Annotated in this window: 21 protein-coding genes and 1 other annotated feature; of the genes, 1 reads left to right on the top strand and 20 read right to left on the bottom strand. The window is 41.7% G+C overall.

Annotated features, from left to right (window positions below; translation table 11 throughout):
- Positions 1-62: 62 nt before the first annotated feature.
- From HMPREF1115_RS07910 to HMPREF1115_RS07965, 12 genes are all read right to left on the bottom strand, one after another.
- Entirely contained in the window at positions 63-2,315 is a 2,253-nt protein-coding gene (locus HMPREF1115_RS07910; RefSeq protein WP_000832911.1) for a glucosaminidase domain-containing protein, read from the bottom strand.
- A gap of 110 nt (positions 2,316-2,425) precedes the next feature.
- Positions 2,426-3,412 carry a dihydroorotate dehydrogenase gene (locus HMPREF1115_RS07915; RefSeq protein ID WP_198429612.1) on the bottom strand — a complete coding sequence of 329 codons (987 nt, stop codon included), beginning with the start codon at positions 3,410-3,412 and terminating at the stop codon, positions 2,426-2,428.
- Positions 3,375-4,175, bottom strand: coding sequence for a dihydroorotate dehydrogenase electron transfer subunit (locus HMPREF1115_RS07920; RefSeq protein ID WP_001070072.1), 801 nt, complete (start codon positions 4,173-4,175; stop codon positions 3,375-3,377). The genes HMPREF1115_RS07915 and HMPREF1115_RS07920 overlap by 38 nt, the downstream gene beginning before the upstream one ends.
- Before the next feature lie 245 nt (positions 4,176-4,420).
- Positions 4,421-4,801, bottom strand: a complete 381-nt coding sequence (gloA, locus tag HMPREF1115_RS07925) for a lactoylglutathione lyase (RefSeq protein WP_000157150.1) — start codon at positions 4,799-4,801, stop codon at positions 4,421-4,423.
- A gap of 97 nt (positions 4,802-4,898) precedes the next feature.
- Complete coding sequence (locus tag HMPREF1115_RS07930; RefSeq protein WP_001028661.1) at positions 4,899-7,670, bottom strand: J domain-containing protein; 2,772 nt, start codon at positions 7,668-7,670, stop codon at positions 4,899-4,901.
- A gap of 13 nt (positions 7,671-7,683) precedes the next feature.
- Entirely contained in the window at positions 7,684-9,348 is a 1,665-nt protein-coding gene (locus tag HMPREF1115_RS07935) for a molecular chaperone HscC (RefSeq protein ID WP_000635026.1), read from the bottom strand.
- A 174-nt stretch (positions 9,349-9,522) separates the two neighbouring features.
- A complete protein-coding gene (gene rplT / locus HMPREF1115_RS07940; RefSeq protein WP_000124830.1) occupies positions 9,523-9,882 on the bottom strand; it encodes a 50S ribosomal protein L20 in 360 nt (119 codons plus the stop codon).
- Between the two features lie 51 nt (positions 9,883-9,933).
- Positions 9,934-10,134: a 50S ribosomal protein L35 gene (rpmI, locus tag HMPREF1115_RS07945; RefSeq protein ID WP_001125942.1), complete on the bottom strand. Its 201-nt coding sequence runs from the start codon at positions 10,132-10,134 to the stop codon at positions 9,934-9,936.
- 32 nt (positions 10,135-10,166) lie between these two features.
- Complete coding sequence (gene infC / locus HMPREF1115_RS07950) at positions 10,167-10,697, bottom strand: translation initiation factor IF-3 (protein ID WP_000848184.1); 531 nt, start codon at positions 10,695-10,697, stop codon at positions 10,167-10,169.
- A 15-nt stretch (positions 10,698-10,712) separates the two neighbouring features.
- Positions 10,713-10,844 (bottom strand) — a sequence feature (ribosomal protein L20 leader region).
- A 72-nt stretch (positions 10,845-10,916) separates the two neighbouring features.
- On the bottom strand, positions 10,917-13,157 hold the full coding sequence (locus tag HMPREF1115_RS07955) for a DNA internalization-related competence protein ComEC/Rec2 (protein WP_000084757.1): 2,241 nt from the start codon (positions 13,155-13,157) through the stop codon (positions 10,917-10,919).
- Complete coding sequence (locus HMPREF1115_RS07960; protein WP_000387311.1) at positions 13,141-13,791, bottom strand: helix-hairpin-helix domain-containing protein; 651 nt, start codon at positions 13,789-13,791, stop codon at positions 13,141-13,143. The genes HMPREF1115_RS07955 and HMPREF1115_RS07960 overlap by 17 nt, the downstream gene beginning before the upstream one ends.
- Before the next feature lie 67 nt (positions 13,792-13,858).
- Positions 13,859-14,428 carry a GNAT family N-acetyltransferase gene (locus HMPREF1115_RS07965; RefSeq protein WP_000443731.1) on the bottom strand — a complete coding sequence of 190 codons (570 nt, stop codon included), beginning with the start codon at positions 14,426-14,428 and terminating at the stop codon, positions 13,859-13,861.
- Between the two features lie 179 nt (positions 14,429-14,607).
- Here HMPREF1115_RS07965 and ald point away from each other — a divergent pair, with 179 nt between their 5' ends.
- Complete coding sequence (gene ald, locus HMPREF1115_RS07970; protein ID WP_000904712.1) at positions 14,608-15,720, top strand: alanine dehydrogenase; 1,113 nt, start codon at positions 14,608-14,610, stop codon at positions 15,718-15,720.
- A gap of 58 nt (positions 15,721-15,778) precedes the next feature.
- Here the strand turns inward: ald and HMPREF1115_RS07975 are convergent, their stop codons facing one another.
- The 8 genes from HMPREF1115_RS07975 to trmFO all read right to left on the bottom strand — a co-directional run bounded on the left by HMPREF1115_RS07975 (position 15,779) and on the right by trmFO (position 21,819).
- Complete coding sequence (locus HMPREF1115_RS07975; RefSeq protein ID WP_000658178.1) at positions 15,779-16,765, bottom strand: PhoH family protein; 987 nt, start codon at positions 16,763-16,765, stop codon at positions 15,779-15,781.
- Between the two features lie 80 nt (positions 16,766-16,845).
- Complete coding sequence (locus HMPREF1115_RS07980; protein WP_001232085.1) at positions 16,846-17,061, bottom strand: YozE family protein; 216 nt, start codon at positions 17,059-17,061, stop codon at positions 16,846-16,848.
- Positions 17,058-17,663, bottom strand: coding sequence for a GrpB family protein (locus tag HMPREF1115_RS07985; RefSeq protein ID WP_002882422.1), 606 nt, complete (start codon positions 17,661-17,663; stop codon positions 17,058-17,060). Before HMPREF1115_RS07985 ends, HMPREF1115_RS07980 begins: the two co-directional genes overlap by 4 nt.
- Before the next feature lie 11 nt (positions 17,664-17,674).
- A complete protein-coding gene (gene cvfB / locus HMPREF1115_RS07990; protein WP_001095469.1) occupies positions 17,675-18,529 on the bottom strand; it encodes an RNA-binding virulence regulatory protein CvfB in 855 nt (284 codons plus the stop codon).
- Between the two features lie 59 nt (positions 18,530-18,588).
- Positions 18,589-19,146 (bottom strand): ribosome recycling factor, encoded by a 558-nt coding sequence (gene frr / locus HMPREF1115_RS07995; protein ID WP_001262235.1) that lies wholly within the window; start codon positions 19,144-19,146, stop codon positions 18,589-18,591.
- Between the two features lie 7 nt (positions 19,147-19,153).
- Positions 19,154-19,891 (bottom strand): UMP kinase, encoded by a 738-nt coding sequence (gene pyrH, locus HMPREF1115_RS08000; protein WP_000002996.1) that lies wholly within the window; start codon positions 19,889-19,891, stop codon positions 19,154-19,156.
- Positions 19,892-20,023: 132 nt separating this feature from the next.
- Positions 20,024-20,374, bottom strand: a complete 351-nt coding sequence (locus HMPREF1115_RS08005; protein WP_001072345.1) for a DUF1801 domain-containing protein — start codon at positions 20,372-20,374, stop codon at positions 20,024-20,026.
- Between the two features lie 110 nt (positions 20,375-20,484).
- Positions 20,485-21,819: a methylenetetrahydrofolate--tRNA-(uracil(54)-C(5))-methyltransferase (FADH(2)-oxidizing) TrmFO gene (gene trmFO, locus HMPREF1115_RS08010; RefSeq protein WP_000083707.1), complete on the bottom strand. Its 1,335-nt coding sequence runs from the start codon at positions 21,817-21,819 to the stop codon at positions 20,485-20,487.
- Positions 21,820-21,896: the final 77 nt, after the last annotated feature.

Here is a 21,896-nt window from a genome sequence, read left to right on the forward strand (position 1 = left end):
CCTCCAATGTTTAAAACAAAAACGATAACCACTTTTCAGTAGTTACCGTTGTTTTCTTTTGATTAGTCTTTCCCACCAAGTCTACTATTGATAGTCATCATGATGCTGGCTATTTTCTCACCCCAGTATGGATCAGAAGCATAGCGAACATTCATCCCGGTTGCTTTATTTCCAAGGTGGTCTCTGCCGTAGTCAATGTAATTCTCACGGATCCACTTGGCCGCTCCAAGGATTCCTTTATCCACATTATCAAAGCTCTTGGCTGAGAGATATGGGCTAGTATCATAAGCAGCAATACCAAAGAAGTTGTTCTTATCTCTGGCAATTTGACTGCGTCCCCAAGCACTTTCAAGGGCACTATGTGCCATCAAGTAAAGGGCATTGACACCGTAGCGTTCCTCAGCTTCTTTGAAAGTCGCTCCTTTACCTGCAAGAGGACTATCCTGCAAGTTCATCATCGAATACAGTTTATCCAATTCAGCTGCACTATAATTACTTGGTTCTCTCAAGTTTTTATAGAGGAAAGGATTTTTAATGGTAAAGCCATCAAAATGCTCTCCATCAGTTGAGTAGTACTTCTTACCAATAACCATAGCAGAAGTGTGTGGAGCTACTTTGATACTCGTGTATGGAGAGAGTTCATGGTAGAGGAATTTCCCATCACTAGTATAATGAGGGATAAACTCGCTACCTTCATCTACTGCTGTCAAATCACTTTGATTCATATAGCCAGACAAGCCAGAAATCGAAACTGCAAGTCGGCCGCCTTTTCGCGTCGAGCTATCCAGTGAAACAATGCTTCCTTGGTTAATGTAACTCAAGATTTCTCCAGATGCACTATAGACATAGGCTGTGATGGGTTTAACTTTGTAATATTTGGTTTTATCCGCAACATGCCATCTACCAGAAGCATCCAAGGTATGACCATCCACAGTTTCATTTTTTGCCATATAACCGCCTGATTTAAGGTAATACCATGATTGGTCGGATGAATCGTAGATTAATTCTTTCTCAGCCATCTTTCCATTTGACTTGAGGTAGAACCAGTTATTCTTGTACCATACCCACTCACTCGCAGCCATATAACCACCAGATTTGAGATAGTAGTAACCATTATCCCAGAGCCATTCTTTATTGGCATAATTTCCATCAGAGTTGATATAGAACCAAGAGTTATAATTCTTGTCAAAGAGCCACCCTTTGCCAGCTTTTGCTCCACTACTCGTCACATAACTGCGGTCAATCCAAGTTTCCGTAGAGAGGTAGCCGCCTGATTTGAAATGGTAATCCTTGCCTTTGATGGTTTGCCAACCTTTTTCAGCATAGGTTCCGTCAGCTTTCAAGTAAAACCAAGAGTTATAATTCTTGTCAAAGAGCCATTCCGATTTCAATTTAGCTCCACTTTTAGCAACATAGAAGCGGTCAATCCAGCGCTCAGTAGAAAGATAGCCGCCTGATTTGAAATGGTAATCTTTTTCTTTGATCGTTTCCCAGCCTTTTTCGGCATAGCTACCATCAGATTTCAAGTAAAACCAAGCATCATAATTCTTATCAAAGAGCCATTCCGATTTCAATTTAGCTCCACTCTTCGCAACATAGAAGCGATCAATCCAACGTTCAGTAGAAAGATAACCGCCTGATTTAAAATGGTAGTCCTTCCCATCTATAGTTAACCACCCATTTTCAGCATAGGTACCGTCTTGTTGAAGGTAGAACCAACTGCTATAGTTGTCATCATAAATCCAGGCTTGTTTAACCTTATGACCATTTTCTGATATATAATTCTTACCAAGCCAGGCATTTTTCAGCATTTTACCTTGTGAATTGATGTAGTACTGGTTCTCACCTTGAGTGATCCACTCATCTTTGGCCATTTTCCCGTCTTCTTTAAGGTAATATTTTTCTTGACCTTGTTGAATCCATTCTTTTTGAGCTTTCTGACCATCAGACTTGAGATAATACCAGGATTCTTGTTCCTGATTAAATACCCACTGTTCCTTTGCTTTAGCACCACTTTCAGTCACATAGTACTGGCCAATCCACGTTTTTGTAGCTAATTTTCCAGCTTCGTTAAAATAGTAGTCCTTACCAGCAACAGTCAACCAACCGTTTTCTGCACGTTGACCATCTTCTTTAAGATAAAACCAGTTCTGATGCGTTTGGTCAAAAAGCCATTGCTTGGTTGCTGGTTTCCCGTCTGATTTGAGGTAGGTCTTTCCTTGCCACGTCCCCTCTTCTGCTTTTGCTGTCTCCACTACAGTAAAAAAACACCCCAATAAGCCAGCACTTACTAGGGCCACTTTCCATCGTTTCATTTAAATGCTCCAATAACGTTTTCTAAACCCTATTGTAACATAGTTAACCGACGGAAATATTACAAATTGATGAAGATTCTATTTCTTGTTGACGATAAGGAAAGACTAGCTTATCTCAGACTGGCTTTGACTTCCTTGCGTAGTTCTTCCAAACTGCTAATGCCATATTTATCCATGACTTTTGGTAGATGTTCGATGATATCAGGACAGGCATAAGGATTGGTAAAGTTGGCTGTTCCAACTCCGATGGCAGACGCTCCAGCCAGATACATTTCTAGCGCTGCTTCAGCCGAATCCACTCCCCCCATTCCAATGATGGGAAGGTCGGTTGTTTGGGCGACTTGTCGGATGAGTTTGAGGGCTACTGGAAAAACTGCTGGACCTGACATTCCACCTGTTCCATTGGCTAGGATTGGTTTTCTAGTTTTGAGGTCAAAGCGCATACCGACAAGGGTATTGATCATGGTTAAGCCACTTGCTCCTGCATCTTCTGCGGCTTTAGCAATAGTGACAACATCCGTTACACTAGGGGTTAACTTAACATAAACTGGCACATCAGAGGCTTCCACAGCCGCTTTTACCACTTCATAAGCCAAGTCAGGATCTTGCCCAATCAAAAGTCCATGATTACCGTGATCCACATTCGGACAAGAGATATTGAGTTCGATAGCTTTTACATTTTTAGCCTTGGAAATTCCTCGAGAAACGGCAGCGTACTCTTGTTTTGAAAAGCCTGCAACATTTGCGATGATGGGAAGCGTAGGATACTCTCTTTCCAGCCAAGGCAACTTTTCAGCTAAAACAGCTTCTAAACCTGGATTTTGCAAACCGATTGCATTGAGCATACCGGCAGGTGTCTCTGCAACTCTGGGAGTTGGATTCCCAAAACGGGGTTCTAGTGTCGTCGCCTTGATCATAATGGAGCCTAAAAGGTCTAAATCATAGTACTTGGCATACTCCTGACCAAAACCAAAACAGCCTGATGCTGGAATAATCGGATTCTTCAAATCCAAGCCCGGTAGAGAAACTTGTAAGCGATTTGTAGTCATGACTTTCTCCTTATAATACAACTGTTCCTGTGCGGAAAACAGGGCCATCTTCACAGACGCGTTGGCTGACGGTCTCACTATCTGGCACTTTTAGGACACAGGCATAGCAAGCTCCCATCCCACAAGCCATACGAGATTCCAGAGATAGGTAGGCTCTTGGATGATCATAAAATCTTTGATTGATATACTTCATCATTCCAGGCGCTCCACATGAGTAAACAGCATCAAATTGACTGTCTAAGTCATTGATGACGACTGACACATTTCCCTTAATGCCATAAGAACCATCATCTGTCGTTACAAAGACCTGACCATATTGGGCCAATTCGGTTTCGAGAATAACAGCATCCTTGCTGGCAAAACCGAGGACTGTCACTACTGTCACCCCACGCGCATGCAATTCCTTGGCTACTTCAAGCAAGGGGGGAACACCAATCCCACCACCAACGAGGAGAACTTGGCTCTGATTGTCTAAATCAGACAAGTCAAAACCATTTCCCTGAGGCCCCATCACATCAAGAGTATCTCCCTGACGTAAGGTTGAAAAAATAGCTGTCCCAGCCCCCTCAATCCGATAAATGAGATGACACTGCTTGTTTGCCTTGTCAATAGACGAAATTGAAATAGGACGGCGCAAGAGATGGGCATCATCAGGCACACGCAGATGAAGAAATTGGCCTGCTCGCATGGCTTCAACCATTTCTCCTTCTAGAACTAATTCAAAGATTGCTGGCGCAATTTCCTCCTGAGCGACCACCTTCATGGTCTCCAAACGAATGGCACCCAAACGTTTCTTACATGTGGGATTCATGATTTTCCTCCTTAAATTTAAGGGGACCAGATAAAGAAAAGACCTTGCTAATGCAAGGCCTCAGTTAGGTTAGGTTAGAATTCATGCGCACACTTAAAAAGTCCCCACAGAGAGTCCCCTATCCCTTTTATCTGACACCTTGTGAGTCTCTCTGGACTCCCCTTAAAGGTTAAATTTGTATTAGTATACTCTTTCAAAGAAAAAAAGTCAAGTAGAAAACGAACATTCTACTTGACTTCATGGGATTATTTTTCACGAATGACTTCGACCTTGTAACCGTCAGGATCCTTGACAAAGTAATAGTTTGGTTGAGTTCCTGGAAGTCCATTAGGGGCTGTCACCTCATAGCCTTTAGCGCTATGTTCTTGATGTAGGGCCTCAAGGTCAGGTGTACTGAGGGCGATATGGGCGAATCCATCTCCTACCACGTAAGGACCGTGATCATAATTATAGGTTAACTCCAACTCATAGTCATCCCCCTCAAGTCCCAGATAGACAATGGTGAAAGCATGATCTGGAAAATCTCTGCGACGCAATTCTTTAAAACCAAAAGCATCTTGATAAAAAGCGATTGATTTTTCAAGGTTTTCTACTCGCAAGCAAGTGTGTAGCATTTTTGAAGCCATTTTCATTACCTCTTTCATTTTAATAGTTCCATTATACCTTTATTCAGGAAAATTTACTAGAAACTTGAACTAGAGTCCTCTTCTCTAAGCTTTCATTCTAAGCAGCACTTTTACGATTTTCCTTGCGTATATTACGAATAAGGAAAAGCATGATAAGGACAAAAAGTCCTTCGAGGAAGTAGAACGTAAATTCACTGTTCATGATTAGTAAGTCTTTGTGATGATAGTTATTACCGAAAACTGAATTTGGTGCAAATAGGATTCGGAACAGTCTTCTTAGGAAAATAAAGATTTGCAATCCATAAATCATAAAGACCTTCTTCACACCAATCATGAAGCTTTGTTCCTTTGTAAAATAAGACAAGGCGATTCCATTTAACAAGAGGATAACGGTTATGGCCAGAGTTTCATTTCGTAGAATAGTTGGATCAAAGATATCTAAACGGCTGTGAATATATGGCAACGTTTGAAAGAGTAGAATTCCCAAGATTGCTGGAAGAAGGATTTTCTTCAGAGATGGTGGAAATCCAGGACTAAATCTTGTAAAGGACAAGCAAATCACAAGGATTGCAAAAATATGGAAGTAAGATATTGCAACTCCTGAAATAGTCTGGCTTTGATTTGCCAAAGCAGAAAGAAAGCCAGCAGAAAGAAAGATACCGACAGGAATCAGCTTATCCAAAGAATAATCCCACTTCAGCCCTTGACTCACCTGGAAACCATCGATGAGACAGAAAAATGTAATGAAAATAAGGGCCCCAATAAGACCAAACGGTAAGAATGGAGTGACGAGGAGCAATAACAAGATGAATAGGAACCATGGATGGGGACTGTGGTAGAATTTTCGTTTTGAACCCCTAGCTGTCACTCCTTCCTCAATCTGTGTTTGCCTTAATTTTAGCATATAGACGTAAAAGAGAGAAAACATACCAGCATGGACCCATAAATTATCAATAGGTTGCTCTAGAACACTGAGTATCAAACTCACAATCGAAAATAGACCAAAGACAAACTGAAGAAACTTATTTTTAAAGACTTGTCTTTTTTTCCAATCCAAATAAGAGAGCTTGGCCTTTGGATGACTAAGTTCATAAGCATAAACTGTCATCTCTTCTAGTTTCTGGTCTGTCTCCTCCGTCATCATTTGGGGAGCCATTTTAGAAGTAGGAAAAGGAGCTAAAACATATCTCAGGAGCTCGCCGTCTGTAAACCGATGGTACTCCTTATAGATCTGCTGAAGCAAAATCGTTAGAATGCGTGGTCTTCCTTTAAAGTAGCTTCTCCACTTCTCCCAATCATTGATATCTTCATCGCTCTTAGTAAGCTTATCAATATAGAGATAACCTTCATTGTACCAGTAATCAAAATTTTCTTTTTTGTTAAGTGCATACTCCTCTACCACTGAAGGATAAGAATGGATACTCTTCCAGAAATGGAGTTTTTTCAGGTAAGGATTTGATTCCTCATCGCTGTAACGCTCCACAAATTGGAGAACGAGTGCTAACACTTTCGCATTGGTTAAAGGATAGACGTCCACTTTTTCTAACAAATCAAGTAGGAGCGTGTGATCTTTGACTGATTCAAAAAGATATTGCCAATCACGTAACAGTTTATACTCGTCTTCATACTGAGCATGGAGCAACTCATAGAAGGCTGCCTCAACTTCATCTGGATTATCTAGAGAGTAGTGACTAAAGTCAACGTTTTCTCCCAGCTCCCCTTTTACTTCCTCTATGTAATCAGCCAAGTCATTCAAGAGTGGATAATCCTCTTCAAATATGACTTGTCGGTTTTTTTCCAGGATATAGGTTAAAACTGGCACACTCTTGATTATCTGACGATTTTGATTTACCTGATCTAAGACCATAAAGCTCAGATAGGGGTGCTTGAAAAACTCTATCCAAGAGCTCAATTGATTTGCTTTGTTAAAATCTTGGAGAATTTCTTGGCAAAGTTGATAAGAATAATAGAATTCTTCAGTGGCTTCATGTGCGCTTTCAAGCGAACTGCCTTCCTCTTCTGCTATAGCTCTTTTAACTTTCCAATACTTCAGTTTATAGTAATAGCCCCAGTACTTAAAGTCAGGTATATAGTCTTCTAGCAAGGGAATGAGGATAGAGAATTGCTCCGGTTTGTTAAAAATATAAACATCCATTTCCTCTAAAACGGATTGAACAATGTCCATATCATACTGATACTGATGAAAGAACTGACGCCATAGATGTTCTTGTTCCTCTTGGTTATACCCGTCGTTTCCAACAATACTTTCAATCGCATTTCGGATTAGATAGGTTTCTTCATTATAACTACTAAAGTCAAGAGTAGACCTTGTTGTTCCTTCTTGCCCACGGTTCTCTTCATCACCAAACGTTTCAAAATTGAGGGGATTCGTAGCTCTTTCTTCAGAATCTCCATTTAGCTGAACTTCCTCATCATAGTCACTAAAGTCAAGGGTGGACTTTTGCTCATTCTCTTCTGCTTTAAAGGTTTCAAAGTTAAAGGAATCGCTGGTTTTATCAGTCGATTGCTGATAATCACTGAAATCAAGACTAGATCTTTCAGACTCTTCGTTCTCAGTCTTCGTTTCTTCAGTTAAGTTTTCAAAGTTGAGACTAGAGTTAGGCTTTCCATTCGCCTCTTCTTCAAGTTCAGTAGCTTCTTGAGAGTCACTCGCTTTTCTTAGGCTATTTTCTGGTCTTGTGTTTCTAGACCTCGCATAAGTCAAGGCTTTTTGGTACGCTTCAACAATTTCTTGGTAAATTTCTGGTTGGTCTTCTGGGTGATAGAGCCGAACCAGTTCAGCATAACGCCTTCTAATAAGCTTGACGTCAGTCGTTGGCTCTATCCCTAAAGTTTCCCATATATTCATAAGGTCTCCTCTTTTACAGTCCTCGCTCTAGGAAGTCTAGATAGTTTGAAAATGATTGATAGAGTTTTGGCAAATGATACATAGATGCTTGGCTGACCTCTTCTTCAAATCGTCTAGTTTCAGCCATTAGCTCATCTCTTCTTCTCCCCAAGAGCATACTGTACACACGATTCGCTTTTTCAATCAAGAAACGATAAACCTCTGTTTCTTGAGCATTGATCTTATAGCGAGTCAACTCTGCTTGCTTAGCCTTGATTTCCCTTTCTGTCAGAGTAACACTATCTTGGAGAATAACATGACTAAAGACTTCCTGTGTTGAATCAATTTTCACTTCGACATCCAAAATTCCATTTAAATCATAGGTAAATCGAACTGTGAAACTTTCATTTACTCTAGTATTCACAGGGACGGGAACTTCTAATTCTCCTAGAAACAGGTTTTGTGATGCCTTCATCATCTCACCTTGATAGACCTTTATCTTGACTTGGCTCTGTCCCAATTCAGCCGTATAGTACTGCTCGATGCGTGAAGCAGGGAGGGTAGAATTTCGCTCAATAATCGGCGAAAAGCGGTCGCCAATTATCTCAATCCCTAGTGTAAAAGGACAAATATCAGACAGTAATAAATCTCGTATCTCACCTTGCCGCTCTTTTATTCCTGCTAAAAGGGCACAACCTCTCGCAATCATCCGATCGGGATCATCCGAAACCTGCACCACTTGATTGATACAGTAGGATAAAAAATCCTGAACCAAGCGGAGTTTCGAAGTCCCCCCAACAAGAACAAAGTTATCTGATGATACATAGCTATAGCGCGCATCCATCAAGGCACGGTCCAAAACGGCCTTAACACGGGCTAGCAGAGGTTGACAAAGCTCATAAAAACGCTGGTAGCTCAAGTCTAAAGTGTATTCCTGTTCTTGGTCCAGAACTGTCATCTTCACTTCTTCTTTCTCATTGAGTTCTAGTTTAGTCTTTTCAGCCTGTACCAGAATTTTGCCATAAAATTCACGGGAAATCGTATCCTTGGTTAATTGATTGGAGACTAAAAATTCCTCAGCAATCGCTGCAGTAAAATCCTCTCCTCCCAAACGATTGTCCCCTGCAATCGACACGATTTCGACAATATTATCAAACAACTCAACAACTGAGATATCTAGCGTACCCCCACCAAAATCGACTACAATAAAAGATTGATCTTCTTGGTTTACCATAGATCTTTTAGCAAGAGCCGCTGCGGAAGGTTCATTGATAATCCGATCAATCTGAACGCCTGCAAATTTCCCTGCTAGTTTAGTCGCATAGCGTTGAGCATCATTGAAATAGGCTGGAACACTAACAATCACTTCCTCGACCTTTTCTCCAAGATAGGTCTCTGCATCGTCTACCAACTTTCGAATGATAAAAGAGCTTAATTCTTCAGCCTTATATGCTCGATTTCCTAGTGTCAACTCATGCTTGGTCCCCATAAAACGCTTGAACTGTGAAACCGTCTTGTCTGGGTGAGTCACCAAGCGTTCCTTGGCAATTTTTCCAACTATGATTTCATCATTGTCATCCAAAGCCACAACAGAAGGAGTCAAATATTCACCAAAAGCATTGGGAATCAGCTTGACCTGGCCATCCTGGTATACCCCTACTAAAGAATTAGTCGTTCCTAAATCAATACCTACTATCATCTTCTTCTAACTCCAAATCTTTTTTAGATATTCCTATTATACAGGAAATATCCTATTTTCTTTGAAAAAATCTGTCATTTACTCTCTAAAATAGAAAATCATTTATGGAAAATAAAAAAGTTTCACCCTACTCTTGCGGTAAAAACCACGAGAGTAAGAATGAAACAGTTGTCATTATTTACCAAGTTTTGCTTTAGCTGCATCTGCAAGAGCTGTGAAAGCTGCTGCGTCGTTAACAGCCAAGTCAGCAAGCATTTTACGGTTAACTTCGATTTCAGCCAATTTCAAACCATGCATCAATTGTGAGTATGAAAGTCCGTTCAAACGAGCTGCCGCATTGATACGAGTGATCCACAATTTACGGAAGTCACGTTTTTTCTGACGACGGTCACGGTATGCATAGTAGTAAGAGTTCATTACTTGTTCTTTTGCAGTACGGAACAAGATGTGTTTAGCTCCATAGTAACCTTTTGCTAATTTAAGAATACGTTTACGACGTTTGCGTGATACAACGCCACCTTTAACACGTGCCATGTTTTATTTCCTCCAAATATTTCCTAGAATTGTTTACTTACTGTTAGGCTATTATTTCAAGCGAGTAAGCATTGCTTTGATACGTTTGAAATCTCCTGAATGCACCATAGATGCTTTACGAAGATGACGACGTTGTTTCTTAGTTTTTCCGTGGAAACGGTGAGAAGTGTAAGCACGGAAACGTTTAAGTCCACCAGAACCTGTTCGTTTGAAACGTTTAGCTGATGCGCGGTGTGTTTTTTGTTTTGGCATGATTTTTTCTCCTTTATTTAACTTTCTGACAATTATTTTTTGTCAGTTGCTGGCGCCAACTGCATGAACATTTGGCGTCCATCCATCTTAGCTCGTTGTTCGATGATCGCAATATCTTGTGTTGCTTCAGCAAACTCGGCTAAAACTTTTGCACCAATCTCTTTATGGGTGATCATACGCCCTTTAAAGCGAATGGATACCTTAACTTTATTTCCTTTTTCAAGGAACTTGCGTGCATTGCGAAGTTTTGTGTCAAAGTCACCCTTGTCAATAGTTGGACTCAGACGAACTTCTTTCACAGTAACAACACTTTGTTTTTTACGTTGTTCTTTTTGCTTTTTCTGATACTCAAATTTGAACTTACCGTAGTCCATAATTTTAGCAACAGGTGGTTTTGCTTGGGGTTGAATCAATACTAAGTCAACATTTGCACTATCAGCCAATGCTTGCGCTTCGCTGAGTGGCTTGATGCCTAGCTGTTCTCCCTCAAGACCGATCAAGCGAACTTCACGTACACGAATTTCATCATTGATGAATAAGTCTTGCTTTGCTATGGTTTTCACCTCTTTTTTATTATTAGAGAAAAACAATAGCGGACTCGTAATAATACAAGCCCGCACGTTATGATAGCGTTTCTTAGAAACTTTTCATCCGTAGGGCCAGGCAACTTGATGTCACAAGGCGAGAAGCTCTCACTTCTGCTTTTCTCAACTTTTATATGATACCAAGTTTTCTATCCCTTGTCAAGATAAAAAGTCAATTTTTTAAAAACTTTGTCTATCTTATCGAACCGTTTCAATTCGCCAACTATTCCATCCTTTAAAGCGGATAGCTCCTTGCTGGTCAGTTCGGTAAAACTTACTCTTGATACTTTCCAGTCGTGTCAAGGTTTCCTGATGGGGGAGTTTCGCACGATTGTTCTTTCCAACTGAAATGAGAGTAATCGCTGGTTTGAGCTGTTCTAGGAAAACTGGATTTGATGAGGTTTTAGCACCATGTTGACCTGCTTTCAAGACATCCACCTCTAAATCAGGGTATTGCTTTAGAAGATCCTTCTCTCCCTTCTCTTTCAAATTTCCTGTGAAGAGAAAGTGCATATCTAAGAGTTTTCCATAAAGAACCAGGGAACCATCACGATCCCCATCTCCAATCTGCCTTGGAGATAGAAGTTCTAAGTAACTGCCAAAAATCGGCAAGTTTTCCCCTGCTGTCACACTGCGTACCTTGGTTTGGCTTGCTTCTAGTTCTGCTACAAATTCCTTCTGTGTCAAACTTCCTTTTGACACTAAAATTTCGCCCACATGAAAAGCCTTGGTCACCTCCAACAAATCACCAACATGCTCCTTATCTGTATTGGTCAAAATCAGCTGGTCAATCTTCTCTACTCCTCGACTTTTTAGATAGGGAATCAAGGTACGCTGGGCATTGCTGGTCGTCGACTTTTCTTGCCAAGCCTCGATTTTCTTATCAGATTCTGCCTTACCACCTACATCTATGAGAATAGTTTTCCCAGTCACATCCCGTAGGAAAATACTTTCTCCTTGCCCCACATCCAGCATGGTGATTTCATTTTCCAGTGGATGCTTGGTCAAGAAAAAGAGCCCCACAATAAAGAGACTGAATCCTGCTAGTCTTTTAATGTTTTTCCTCATATCATATAGCAAGGCTAATGAAACTAAGAGGAGAATCAAAAGCCATGTGGTGGGTTGACCAAGGACCAGGGGCCTACTTGCCAGCTGCGATACCAAGCGAATGATGTTCTCCAACCACTCAAAAACAAAGTTAAACTGAGTGACTGAGTAAATAAAAGACAGAATGAATAAGATGGACAAAAGCGGCAAGAAGACCACATCAAACAGAAAGGAAAAGACAAAGGTCAAAAGGATAGACCAAGGCTGAAATTCTGCAAAATAGAAGGATAGAATGGGCAATATTCCCAAAGAAATGACCAAACTTTCTCTGGCAACTTCCTTGATCCCATCGCCTTCTTTGCTAGTCATGGTCAAGATAAAAGCATAAGCGCAGGACAAGACTCCTCCTGCAGTTAGGAAAAAGTTAGGCATAATGATAAAGAGGACAAGGACCGTTAGGGCAAAATTATCCAACCCCTTAACACCATGTTGGGCCAGTAACTTTTGCAAGAGACTGCGAATGACCGAAGCTGAAAATCCTGTCAGACCTGCATAGATAAGAGAAAAGGGATAAGTTAGCCACTTCAACTTTTCTTGAGTTAAGCCCAGGCGCAATAAAAGTTTCTTAAAACCATCCATAAAGAAGCCCACCTGCATACCTGATAAGGCAAAAAGGTGAATAATTCCAAGACTGGAATAAAGCTCATTCATCTCCTCAAAGTCCGTGTCCAGATGTCCTGGCAAGAGACCTGTCATATAGTTGCGCATAGGGTCTGGAAAGTGCGTCTTGATCCAAACTACAGCCTTTCGACGTAAACTAGACAGATTTTCTCCTATATCCCAACTTTTAACCTGTTTAAATGACTGGATGTTCTTGATAGTCAATGTCTGGTAAATCCCCTGAGTCTTCAGGTAGGCTTGGTAATCAAATCCACCAAAATTCCTCTGGCCTTCTGGCTCGGACAATTTTCCTTCTAGCTCTATCTCGTGAAGGTCTGTTAAGGCCTGAAAGAGCTCTTTCTCCTCCTCAGACTGGAGTTTATAGTAAACTTGGAAGGTGCGGCCGTCAGCCTTGCCCCGAAAGGACAGACTATCTCCATTGACCTTAATAGTGTCAGGCAAAATCCGTACCCTCTCAACAGAATCCACTAGGTTTTGACTTGCTTGAGTCTGTTGCCAATTTTGAAACAAAAACCAAAATCCAAAAACTCCACAAATCGCTAGAACTCTACCGGCCGATTTCCAAGGAAATTGGAAAAAGAGACAGACAAGCAAAAAAACAAAACCTAGCAGTGCGAGATAGGACGCTCCAAAAATTGCATAGTAAAGCCAGAGCAATAGAAAACTCAGATAGATTAGGGGAATTGGGGAATTCTTAATCCACTGTGACATAATCTTTTAGCTTTTCTATGGTCTTAGCACCAATGCCAGAAACCTTCTTGAGTTCATCAACCGACTTGAATTTCCCATTCGCCTCACGATAGTCGATAATATCCTGGGCTCGCTTTCCTCCCAAGCCTTTGACCTGTTTTAGTTCTTCCAGACTAGCTTTATTGAGGTTGATCTTCTTTTCTTTACTTGTCGAAGGAGTCGTTCCAGAGGCAGTCTGCTGACTAGCTACTTCTTCCCCCTTACTCGGAACGTAGACCAGAGCCTCGTCGCTGACTTTCTGAGCGAGATTGAGCGACTTGCTGTCTGCTTGCTCTGTCAAGCCACCAGCTTTCTGAACGGCATCATGAACACGACTACCTACTGGCAAATCATAAATTCCTGGCGATTTGACAGCACCTTTGACATCCACTGTGATTAGATCTTGTTCAGGAGACTCTTCCTTTTCCTCCTTCTTCACTTCTTTTTCAGACGATGAATCCTTTGAAACGGCCGTGACTTCAGCCTGCAAATTTGTTTCTGTGACGGGTTTTTGTGTAGATGGCTTTAGCAGGAAAAAGCCGCCCAAGGCCAGACCCAAACAAGCACAGATGACAATGATTTTATACTCTTTTATTTTCTCGATAATTGCTTCCATATTTTCTCCTCTCTTAAGTTATTCGCAAGAGAAAGAAAAAAAACAGCTGAAAAATCTTTTCAACTGCTTATTTATTTGCAAAATAGTCTTCCTTGGTTAAGACATAATAAACTCTTGTGATAATTCGACCTGGTTCTTTATTATCCATTCTGGCATAGGGTTCTTCGTGGGAAAAACGCATACCTGATTTCTCCATGACCTTGCCAGATGCGGGATTGTCTTTGTCGTGAAGAGCGCTCAACTTGTTCATTCCAATCTTCTCAAAAGCCAGCTCAATCACGGCACGATTGGCTTCTGTCGTCAATCCTTGATTCCAATACTTTTGGTTAATAATGTAACCAATAGCTGCTTTTTTGAGAATGGGGTCAATCTTGTGCAAATCAATAGTTCCGATAAACTGACCATTGCTTTTTAGTTCGATTCCCCACCGTCCCAAGGGATTGGTTAAGTAGAACTGAGCGATGTTGTTCTTGGTTTCTTCTAAGCTTTGATTTGTTGGAAAAGTGTAGCGCGTATTTTCTCTGTCCGAGGCATACTCAAACATAGCTTCTGCATCATCCAAAGTTACAGGTCGGAGTAATAAACGCTCCGTTTCTACTATTGGATACTGGGCTAGTTTTAAAAAGATTGATTCCATACTTTCCCTCCTTAGAAAGGATTTTCAACTATTTTAGCAAAAAATAAAGGCCCTAGCAATCGGTTTCTCTTGATTTTTATCCATCTTTTATATAAAATTAGTACATCACAATAAATGATCTGGTTCTCACTGTGATTGTTATGTTTAGAATCCAGATATAGAATAAGGAGACAACTTTTATGTTAATCGGAATTCCAAAAGAAATTAAAAATAACGAAAACCGTGTCGCCCTCACACCTGCTGGTGTCCATAGCTTAGTTTCTCGTGGACATCGCGTCCTCATCGAAACAAATGCTGGTCTTGGTTCAGGATTTACTGATGCTGACTATCAAAAGCAAGGAGCTGAGATTGTTGCTACTGCTACTGAAGCCTGGGCTGCCGAATTAGTCGTAAAAGTAAAAGAACCACTAGCTTCTGAATACGGATACTTGCGCGATGATCTTCTCCTCTTCACTTACTTGCACATGGCCGCTGCTCCAGAATTAGCAGATGCCATGCTAGCAGCCAAAACAACAGGAATTGCCTATGAAACTGTTCGTGATAATCAAGGACAACTACCACTCCTCGTTCCTATGAGTGAGGTTGCTGGTCGTATGGCGGTTCAAATCGGAGCTCACTTCCTTACCAAGCAAGCTGGTGGATCTGGTGTCCTACTTGGTGGTGTACCAGGTGTTCCAAAAGGAAAAGTAACCATCATCGGCGGAGGGGTTGTAGGAACACATGCTGCCCGTATCGCCCTTGGACTTGGTGCTCAAGTGACTATTTTAGATATCAGTGCGAAACGTCTCTCAGTACTAGAAGAAGTCTTTGGGAACCAAATCCAAACTCTTATGTCTAATTCATTCAACATTGAAGCAAGTGTGAGAGATGCTGATGTGGTAATTGGAGCGGTTCTCATCCCTGGTGCTAAAGCACCGAAATTGGTGACAGATGAGATGGTCAAACAAATGCGTCCTGGCTCTGTCATCGTTGACGTTGCTGTTGACCAAGGTGGCGTTATCGAAACAGCTGACCGTGTGACAACACACGATGAACCCGTCTATGAAAAACACGGTGTTCTCCACTATGCCGTTGCCAATATCCCTGGTGCAGTTGCTCGCACCTCTACTATCGCCCTAACCAATGTCACTCTTCCTTATATCGAAGCTTTGGCCGGCAAAGGATTCGCACAAGCAATTGCTGAAGATGAGGGCTTGCGTCAAGGTGTGACCACTTATCAAGGTTACTTAACTAGCCTACCAGTTGCCGAAGGACTCGATACAGATCATACGTCTATCGACGAACTTGTTTAAAGCTAGACACTCATTAAAAAGAAAGAAGAGCAGTTCCATTTGAACTGCTCTTCTTTTGTTATTCTGTCACTTCCTTCTTTTCTTCATTTTTAGCTGGAGCTGGTTCATAGGCTCGGATAATTTGAGCGACAACTGGATGGCGAACCACATCCTTGGCTGAAAAATGAACAAAGTCAATTTGGTGAATGTTCTTGAGCTTTTCTTGGGCATCAATCAAACCTGACTTGACGTTACGTGGAAGGTCAATCTGACTGATATCTCCATTGACAATCATCTTAGAATTAAAACCTAACCGAGTCAAGAACATCTTCATCTGCATGATAGTCGTATTTTGCGCCTCATCGAGAATGACAAAGGCATCGTCCAAGGTCCGTCCACGCATGTAGGCGAGGGGCGCAATCTCAACGATTTCACGCTCCATGAGACGAGTCGTTTGGTCTTTACCAAGAATCTGATACAAGGCATCGTAAACAGGTCGAAGGTAAGGATCCACCTTCTCCTTGAGATCACCCGGAAGAAATCCAAGACTCTCTCCTGCTTCAACGGCTGGACGAGTAAGGATAATCCGCTTGACCTGACCACGTTTAAGGGCTGTCACTGCCAAGGTCACTGCAAGAAAGGTCTTCCCTGTCCCTGCAGGCCCAATTCCAAAGGTCACATCATGCTGTTTAACACTGTCCACATAAAGTTTTTGACCCAGTGTTTTGACACGGATAGGCTTCCCTGTATTATCCTTGATAATTTCTTCTTCGTAAAGAGCAACAAACTTGTCGATTTCATCGTTTTTGACCATGCTAATAGCCGTCACCACATCTGGTGTGCCGACTGTCATTCCACGATTTACCAAGACCATCAAAGCCTGAATAACCTGACGGGTTTCCTCACAGGCAGGCTCTTCACCCAAAACCTGCACAATCTCCGTACGAGCATGAATCACCACATCGAGCTCTTCTTCCATCAAACGAAGATGGCGTTCATTGGAACCAAAAAGATGAAACAGGTCATCTGGATGACTCAGTTGAATGTCTATTGAATGTTCCTTCAAATAAAGAACCTCTCTAATCCTTTTATTTCTTTTTATTATAGCAAAGAGAACAATAAAATACTAGCTTCTTCTCATTGTCTCTAGTGTTCTAAGTATTCTTGCCAGATAGAGTCAAAGTCTCCTAAGTTAAAAGAGAAACTGGCATGTTCCTCCAAAAAGCGACTCACCTCATCAAAATCATCCGTGTGTTTTGGGAAGGCTGACTCCTCAAAAGCGAGGTCTGCCAAAATGGCTTTTGGACTATTACTTTTCGGATTGCGCTCGGTCATGAGCCAAGTGTAAAATGATTTTCTCAATTCTTTCTCCTATCAAGACTTTTTTGATAAAACTTTTCTGATTCTTGAAAATTACTGGACTTAGCCTCTGAAACGTAGTGGTTTATAAAATCCGTTTTCGCATCAGTATAGGCGTCTCGATTGTGTTCAAATTGTTTCCACAAACTGAGTTTTAATTCCTGATACGCTTGGGCAATATCTGGATGCTGGCAGAGATAATCTCTAAAATAAATCTCGTCATGATCTCCCGTCATTCGCAAATGTAAATGAAAAACTTTCTCAGCAAATCCCTGCTCTGTATAGCCTTTATTTAGCGAAATCCTGTTAGGACTTTCCGACATCACTAGCCACCCATTCTTCACCAATAAATCCCTAACTCTTGCTAAATCCTCTATTCTACCTACTTCTAGCAGAATATCAACGATATTTTTGGCCCAAATATTAGGGATAGCAGTGCTACCGATATGTTCTATTCTTTTAATAACATTTGCACCCAATATTATTTTCAGATTTGCTTTTTCCGATTCATACCAGTCTTCCCACTCTGACTTGTGCTCTACTAGAAAAATAGGAAAAAGTTGCCAGAGTTCCTCTAAACTCATTTCTTCAAGTTTCTTTTTCATGTCTATAAGGCCTAAATCAACTCTGTACCAAACTGGTCTTGTTTAATTTTACCAGCCTTCATCAAGCCTCCGAGTGCTTTCTTGAACTGACCTTTAGAAATGCCAAAGGTTGCCTTGATGTCCTCAGGGGATGACTTATCATTCAAGGTCATAAAACCGCCATTGCTTTCCAAGTAGGTCAAAATCATCTGGGCATCATTTTCTAGCATTTCAAAAGAACGCGGTTTAAGGGAGAGGTTCAGAGTGCGGTCAACCTCGCGGAAACCAATGACACGCGCATCTAAGACTTGCCCCAAACGTGGCTCTGCATAGCGCTCGCTAGGATGGATAAAACCAAGCATGTTATTCTCTGGCAGGTAAACAAAAGTTCCTGACAGCTTGAGACGGTAGACAATGGCTGGCCAGTTTTGGTTCTGCATGTTGTTGTAGGCAGGACGAGCCAGACGTTGGAAATCTTCTTGATAAGCCAAGAGTCCCCAGATACGGTCTTTCTTGTCCACCTCAAGACGGATGTAAAGTTTATCACCTTTCTTAGGCCAGAGTTCCTTGAGCTCAGGGAGGATATCGAGTGACACAACGATTTCTTTATCAGGTAGACCGGTATCAACAAAAACACCCAAGTCCTTACGAACTTCCGTTACGGTTCCCCAACCAAATTGGTCCTGAGTGGCAGTCACTTCTAAGGTTGTCAGGCGGAGTTTTTGCTTCATATCCGTGTAGGCAAAACCTTTGACCGTATCCCCTACTGTATGTTGAACTTCTTCCTTGGCAAGTGCATAGGTTTGACCATCCTTTTGCACAAAGTAAAAACGGTCGTTTTCATCGATGATAAGTCCAACGATGAAACTTGCAAGATTTGTATTCATATTTCCTTCTTTCGAATAAAACTCAGCCAGCAATGCCAACTGAGTTTTTCTGTTTATTTTTAGACTTCCAAGATTTCTTTTTCTTTATTGGCAGTCATGTCGTCGATGTGTTTCACAGCGTCGTCTGTTACTTTTTGAATATCTTTTTCAAGAGTCTTCAATTCGTCTTCAGTGATTTCTTTTGCTTTTTCTTGTTTTTTAGCTTCATCCATAGCATCACGGCGGATGTTACGGACAGCCACTTTAGCATTTTCACCGACCTTCTTCACTTCTTTGGCAAGGTCACGACGAGTCTCTTCTGTAAGAGCTGGGATAACCAAGCGGATCACAGAACCGTCATTAGCTGGTGTGATACCAAGGTCAGAAGCGTTCAAGGCACGTTCGATGTCTTTCAATGAAGACTTGTCAAATGGTGTTACCAACAAAACACGCGCTTCTGGAATGGTAATAGAAGCGATTTGGTTAAGAGGAGTTTCTACTCCATAGTATTCTACGTGGATACGGTCTAGTAAGCTTGCGTTGGCACGACCGGCGCGGATACCACCAAATTCACGAGCAAGTGATTGGTGAGACTGGGTCATTCTCTCTTTAGCTTTTTCTACAATTGCATTAGCCATAATTTTCTTATTCCTTTTCTTCGATATTGTTTGAAACTGTTGTTCCGATATTTTCACCAAATACGACACGTTTGATGTTACCTGGTTGGTTCATATTGAAGACAACCAAGTCAATGTCGTTATCCATTGAGAGGGTTGAAGCAGTTGAGTCCATGATACGAAGACCTTTATTGATAACATCACGGTGGGTCAATTCTTCAAACTTAACGGCTGTCTTGTCTTTCTTAGGATCGGCATTGTAAACACCATCTACGCCATTTTTCGCCATAAGGATGGCATCCGCTTCGATTTCAGCTGCACGAAGGGCCGCTGTTGTATCGGTTGAGAAGTAAGGTGAACCAATACCAGCACCAAAGATAACGATACGACCTTTTTCAAGGTGGCGAAGGGCACGTCCACGTACATAAGGTTCTGCAACTTGTTGCATAGCAATGGCAGTTTGAACACGCGTATCGACACCAACTTGTTGCAATGAATCTGCCATCACAAGAGCATTCATAACGGTCCCAAGCATTCCAGTGTAATCGGCCTGAACACGGTCCATTCCTGCTTCTGCAGCAGGTTCTCCACGCCAGAGATTTCCTCCACCAATAACAAGGGCAATTTCGATACCTAAGCTATGAACTTCTTGAATCTCTTTTGCGATTGTTTGAACTGTTTGGATATCAATCCCTACGCCACGTTCACCGGCAAGGGCTTCACCTGATAACTTGATTAAAATACGTTTATACTTGGGATTCGCCATTTTTACTCTCCTTTTTTTATCCTACCTATTTTATCACAATTTCTAAGATTTTTATAGTATCATGAGCAATTCTTTGAAAAAAATTAGACAGTTAAAAATTCCTCTAAGTCAGCAAGAGCACGCTCTGCAATTTTATTCTGCTGCTTTTTGAACCAATCGCAAGTAATCCGTCAAATGCTTATTTTCTATATCTTCAAGCGTATGTAATTTCAAATGGCGACGGCCTTTACCCTTGCCTTCCAACAAACCGTATGGGTCTGCCATCTCGGCGCCACGACCAAATTCCACAGTTACATGCTGCTTATAAACAAAAATGCCGCAAAACGGTTCGGGGGCGGCAAACAAAATACCGCCATATTTCACTTCTTCGACTACCGTATCTTCCAGTTGCTGTATTTTCGTGCGCACACTATTGGCGATTTCATACAAGGCAGGATTATTAATTAGCCAATCATCCAGCAGATTTTTTACTTTTTGGTTCATGTTCTCCTCCTAATTTGAGATTGTAGGTTGGACATTGATGTTCGATTCCCAATTTTTTTATTTACTATAGCACAAAATCAAGAAAAAAAATCGAGAAAATCCTAAGTTTTTTAAATTTCTTGATAAAATTGTAAGTCTTTTAGAGCACGCTCTGCAATTTTTTCATAACGAGCCTTCTTATCACGGATTCGCTCGCCTTCCAACTCCTTGATAATCCCAAAATTGACATTCATTGGTTGGAAATGTTTGCTGTCCGCATGAGTGATGTAATGAGCTAGACTTCCGATCGCTGTGGTCTCTGGGAAGATAGCTTCACTTTCACCCTTGAAGAGTCGAGCCGCGTTAATACCTGCAACTAGACCTGATGCCGCTGACTCAACATAGCCTTCCACACCCGTCATTTGACCAGCAAAGAAGAGGTTGGGCTGTTTCTTAGAACGATAGGTTTGCTCGAGAAGATTTGGTGAATCCATGTAAGAATTGCGGTGCATGACCCCATAACGAACAAACTCCGCATTTTCAAGACCTGGAATCATTTGGAAGACACGCTTTTGCTCTCCCCATTTGAGGTGGGTCTGGAAACCAACGATATTGTAGAGACTACCAGCCGCATTATCCTGACGAAGCTGGACAACTGCATACGGTGTTTTGAACTCCCCGTCACGAGGGCCTGTGTAGTCGTCTGGATACTCCAGACCGACTGGTTTCATCGGACCATAAAGCATGGTTTTAATGCCACGCTTGGCCATGACTTCGATAGGCATACATCCTTCAAAGTATTTTTCTTTTTCAAAAGAATTGAGCGGTGCTTCTTCCGCATTGACCAAAGCTTCATGGAAATCCATGAACTCTTGCTTAGTCATAGGCGCATTGAGGTAGGCCGCCTCTCCCTTGTCATAACGAGACTTAAGATAGACCTTGCTCATATCGATGGTATTGACATCGATAATAGGCGCTGCCGCATCGTAGAAATAGAAACCATCGCCGTCATTAAGGGCATGAATCTTTTCAGCTAGTGCATCGCTGGTCAAAGGACCAGTAGCGACAACTGTAATAACATCAGTTGGCAATTCTGTAATTTCATCACGCACCACTTCAATCAAGGGATGATTGGCCACTTTCTCGGTCACCATTTGAGAGAAACCATCGCGGTCCACCGCAAGGGCACCGCCTGCAGGAACACGTGTAGCCTCAGCAGACTCCAAGATGACAGAACCCAAGCGGCGCATTTCTTCCTTGAGAAGACCGACAGCATTTGTCAGAGCATCGCCACGAAGAGAATTGGAACAAACTAACTCAGCAAAATTGTCTGTTTTATGCTGGGGTGTTGACTTGACACCACGCATTTCATAGAGTTTAACTGGAATACCACGTTCTGCGATTTGGTAGGCAGCTTCAGACCCCGCTAAACCTGCTCCGATAACATTGATATAAGATTGAGACACGACACTAATACCTCTTTGGGAGTGTGAATTTAAAGATTCACGCTGAAAAAGTCAACCCGACTTTCTTCGCTTTCGAA

This window comes from Streptococcus oralis SK610 (assembly GCF_000257455.1).
Taxonomy (GTDB): domain Bacteria; phylum Bacillota; class Bacilli; order Lactobacillales; family Streptococcaceae; genus Streptococcus; species Streptococcus oralis_CB.

What these genes read in the sequence shown, in the direction of transcription:
- HMPREF1115_RS07910 (WP_000832911.1), bottom strand. Translation starts at nt 2,315, where the DNA reads ATGAAACGATGGAAAGTGGCCCTAGTAAGTGCTGGCTTATTGGGGTGT.
- HMPREF1115_RS07915 (WP_198429612.1), bottom strand. Translation starts at nt 3,412, where the DNA reads ATGGCCCTGTTTTCCGCACAGGAACAGTTGTATTATAAGGAGAAAGTC.
- HMPREF1115_RS07920 (WP_001070072.1), bottom strand. Translation starts at nt 4,175, where the DNA reads ATGAATCCCACATGTAAGAAACGTTTGGGTGCCATTCGTTTGGAGACC.
- gloA (WP_000157150.1), bottom strand. Translation starts at nt 4,801, where the DNA reads ATGGCTTCAAAAATGCTACACACTTGCTTGCGAGTAGAAAACCTTGAA.
- HMPREF1115_RS07930 (WP_001028661.1), bottom strand. Translation starts at nt 7,670, where the DNA reads ATGAATATATGGGAAACTTTAGGGATAGAGCCAACGACTGACGTCAAG.
- HMPREF1115_RS07935 (WP_000635026.1), bottom strand. Translation starts at nt 9,348, where the DNA reads ATGATAGTAGGTATTGATTTAGGAACGACTAATTCTTTAGTAGGGGTA.
- rplT (WP_000124830.1), bottom strand. Translation starts at nt 9,882, where the DNA reads ATGGCACGTGTTAAAGGTGGCGTTGTATCACGCAAACGTCGTAAACGT.
- rpmI (WP_001125942.1), bottom strand. Translation starts at nt 10,134, where the DNA reads ATGCCAAAACAAAAAACACACCGCGCATCAGCTAAACGTTTCAAACGA.
- HMPREF1115_RS07955 (WP_000084757.1), bottom strand. Translation starts at nt 13,157, where the DNA reads ATGTCACAGTGGATTAAGAATTCCCCAATTCCCCTAATCTATCTGAGT.
- HMPREF1115_RS07960 (WP_000387311.1), bottom strand. Translation starts at nt 13,791, where the DNA reads ATGGAAGCAATTATCGAGAAAATAAAAGAGTATAAAATCATTGTCATC.
- HMPREF1115_RS07965 (WP_000443731.1), bottom strand. Translation starts at nt 14,428, where the DNA reads ATGGAATCAATCTTTTTAAAACTAGCCCAGTATCCAATAGTAGAAACG.
- ald (WP_000904712.1), top strand. Translation starts at nt 14,608, where the DNA reads ATGTTAATCGGAATTCCAAAAGAAATTAAAAATAACGAAAACCGTGTC.
- HMPREF1115_RS07985 (WP_002882422.1), bottom strand. Translation starts at nt 17,663, where the DNA reads ATGAAAAAGAAACTTGAAGAAATGAGTTTAGAGGAACTCTGGCAACTT.
- cvfB (WP_001095469.1), bottom strand. Translation starts at nt 18,529, where the DNA reads ATGAATACAAATCTTGCAAGTTTCATCGTTGGACTTATCATCGATGAA.
- frr (WP_001262235.1), bottom strand. Translation starts at nt 19,146, where the DNA reads ATGGCTAATGCAATTGTAGAAAAAGCTAAAGAGAGAATGACCCAGTCT.
- pyrH (WP_000002996.1), bottom strand. Translation starts at nt 19,891, where the DNA reads ATGGCGAATCCCAAGTATAAACGTATTTTAATCAAGTTATCAGGTGAA.
- HMPREF1115_RS08005 (WP_001072345.1), bottom strand. Translation starts at nt 20,374, where the DNA reads ATGAACCAAAAAGTAAAAAATCTGCTGGATGATTGGCTAATTAATAAT.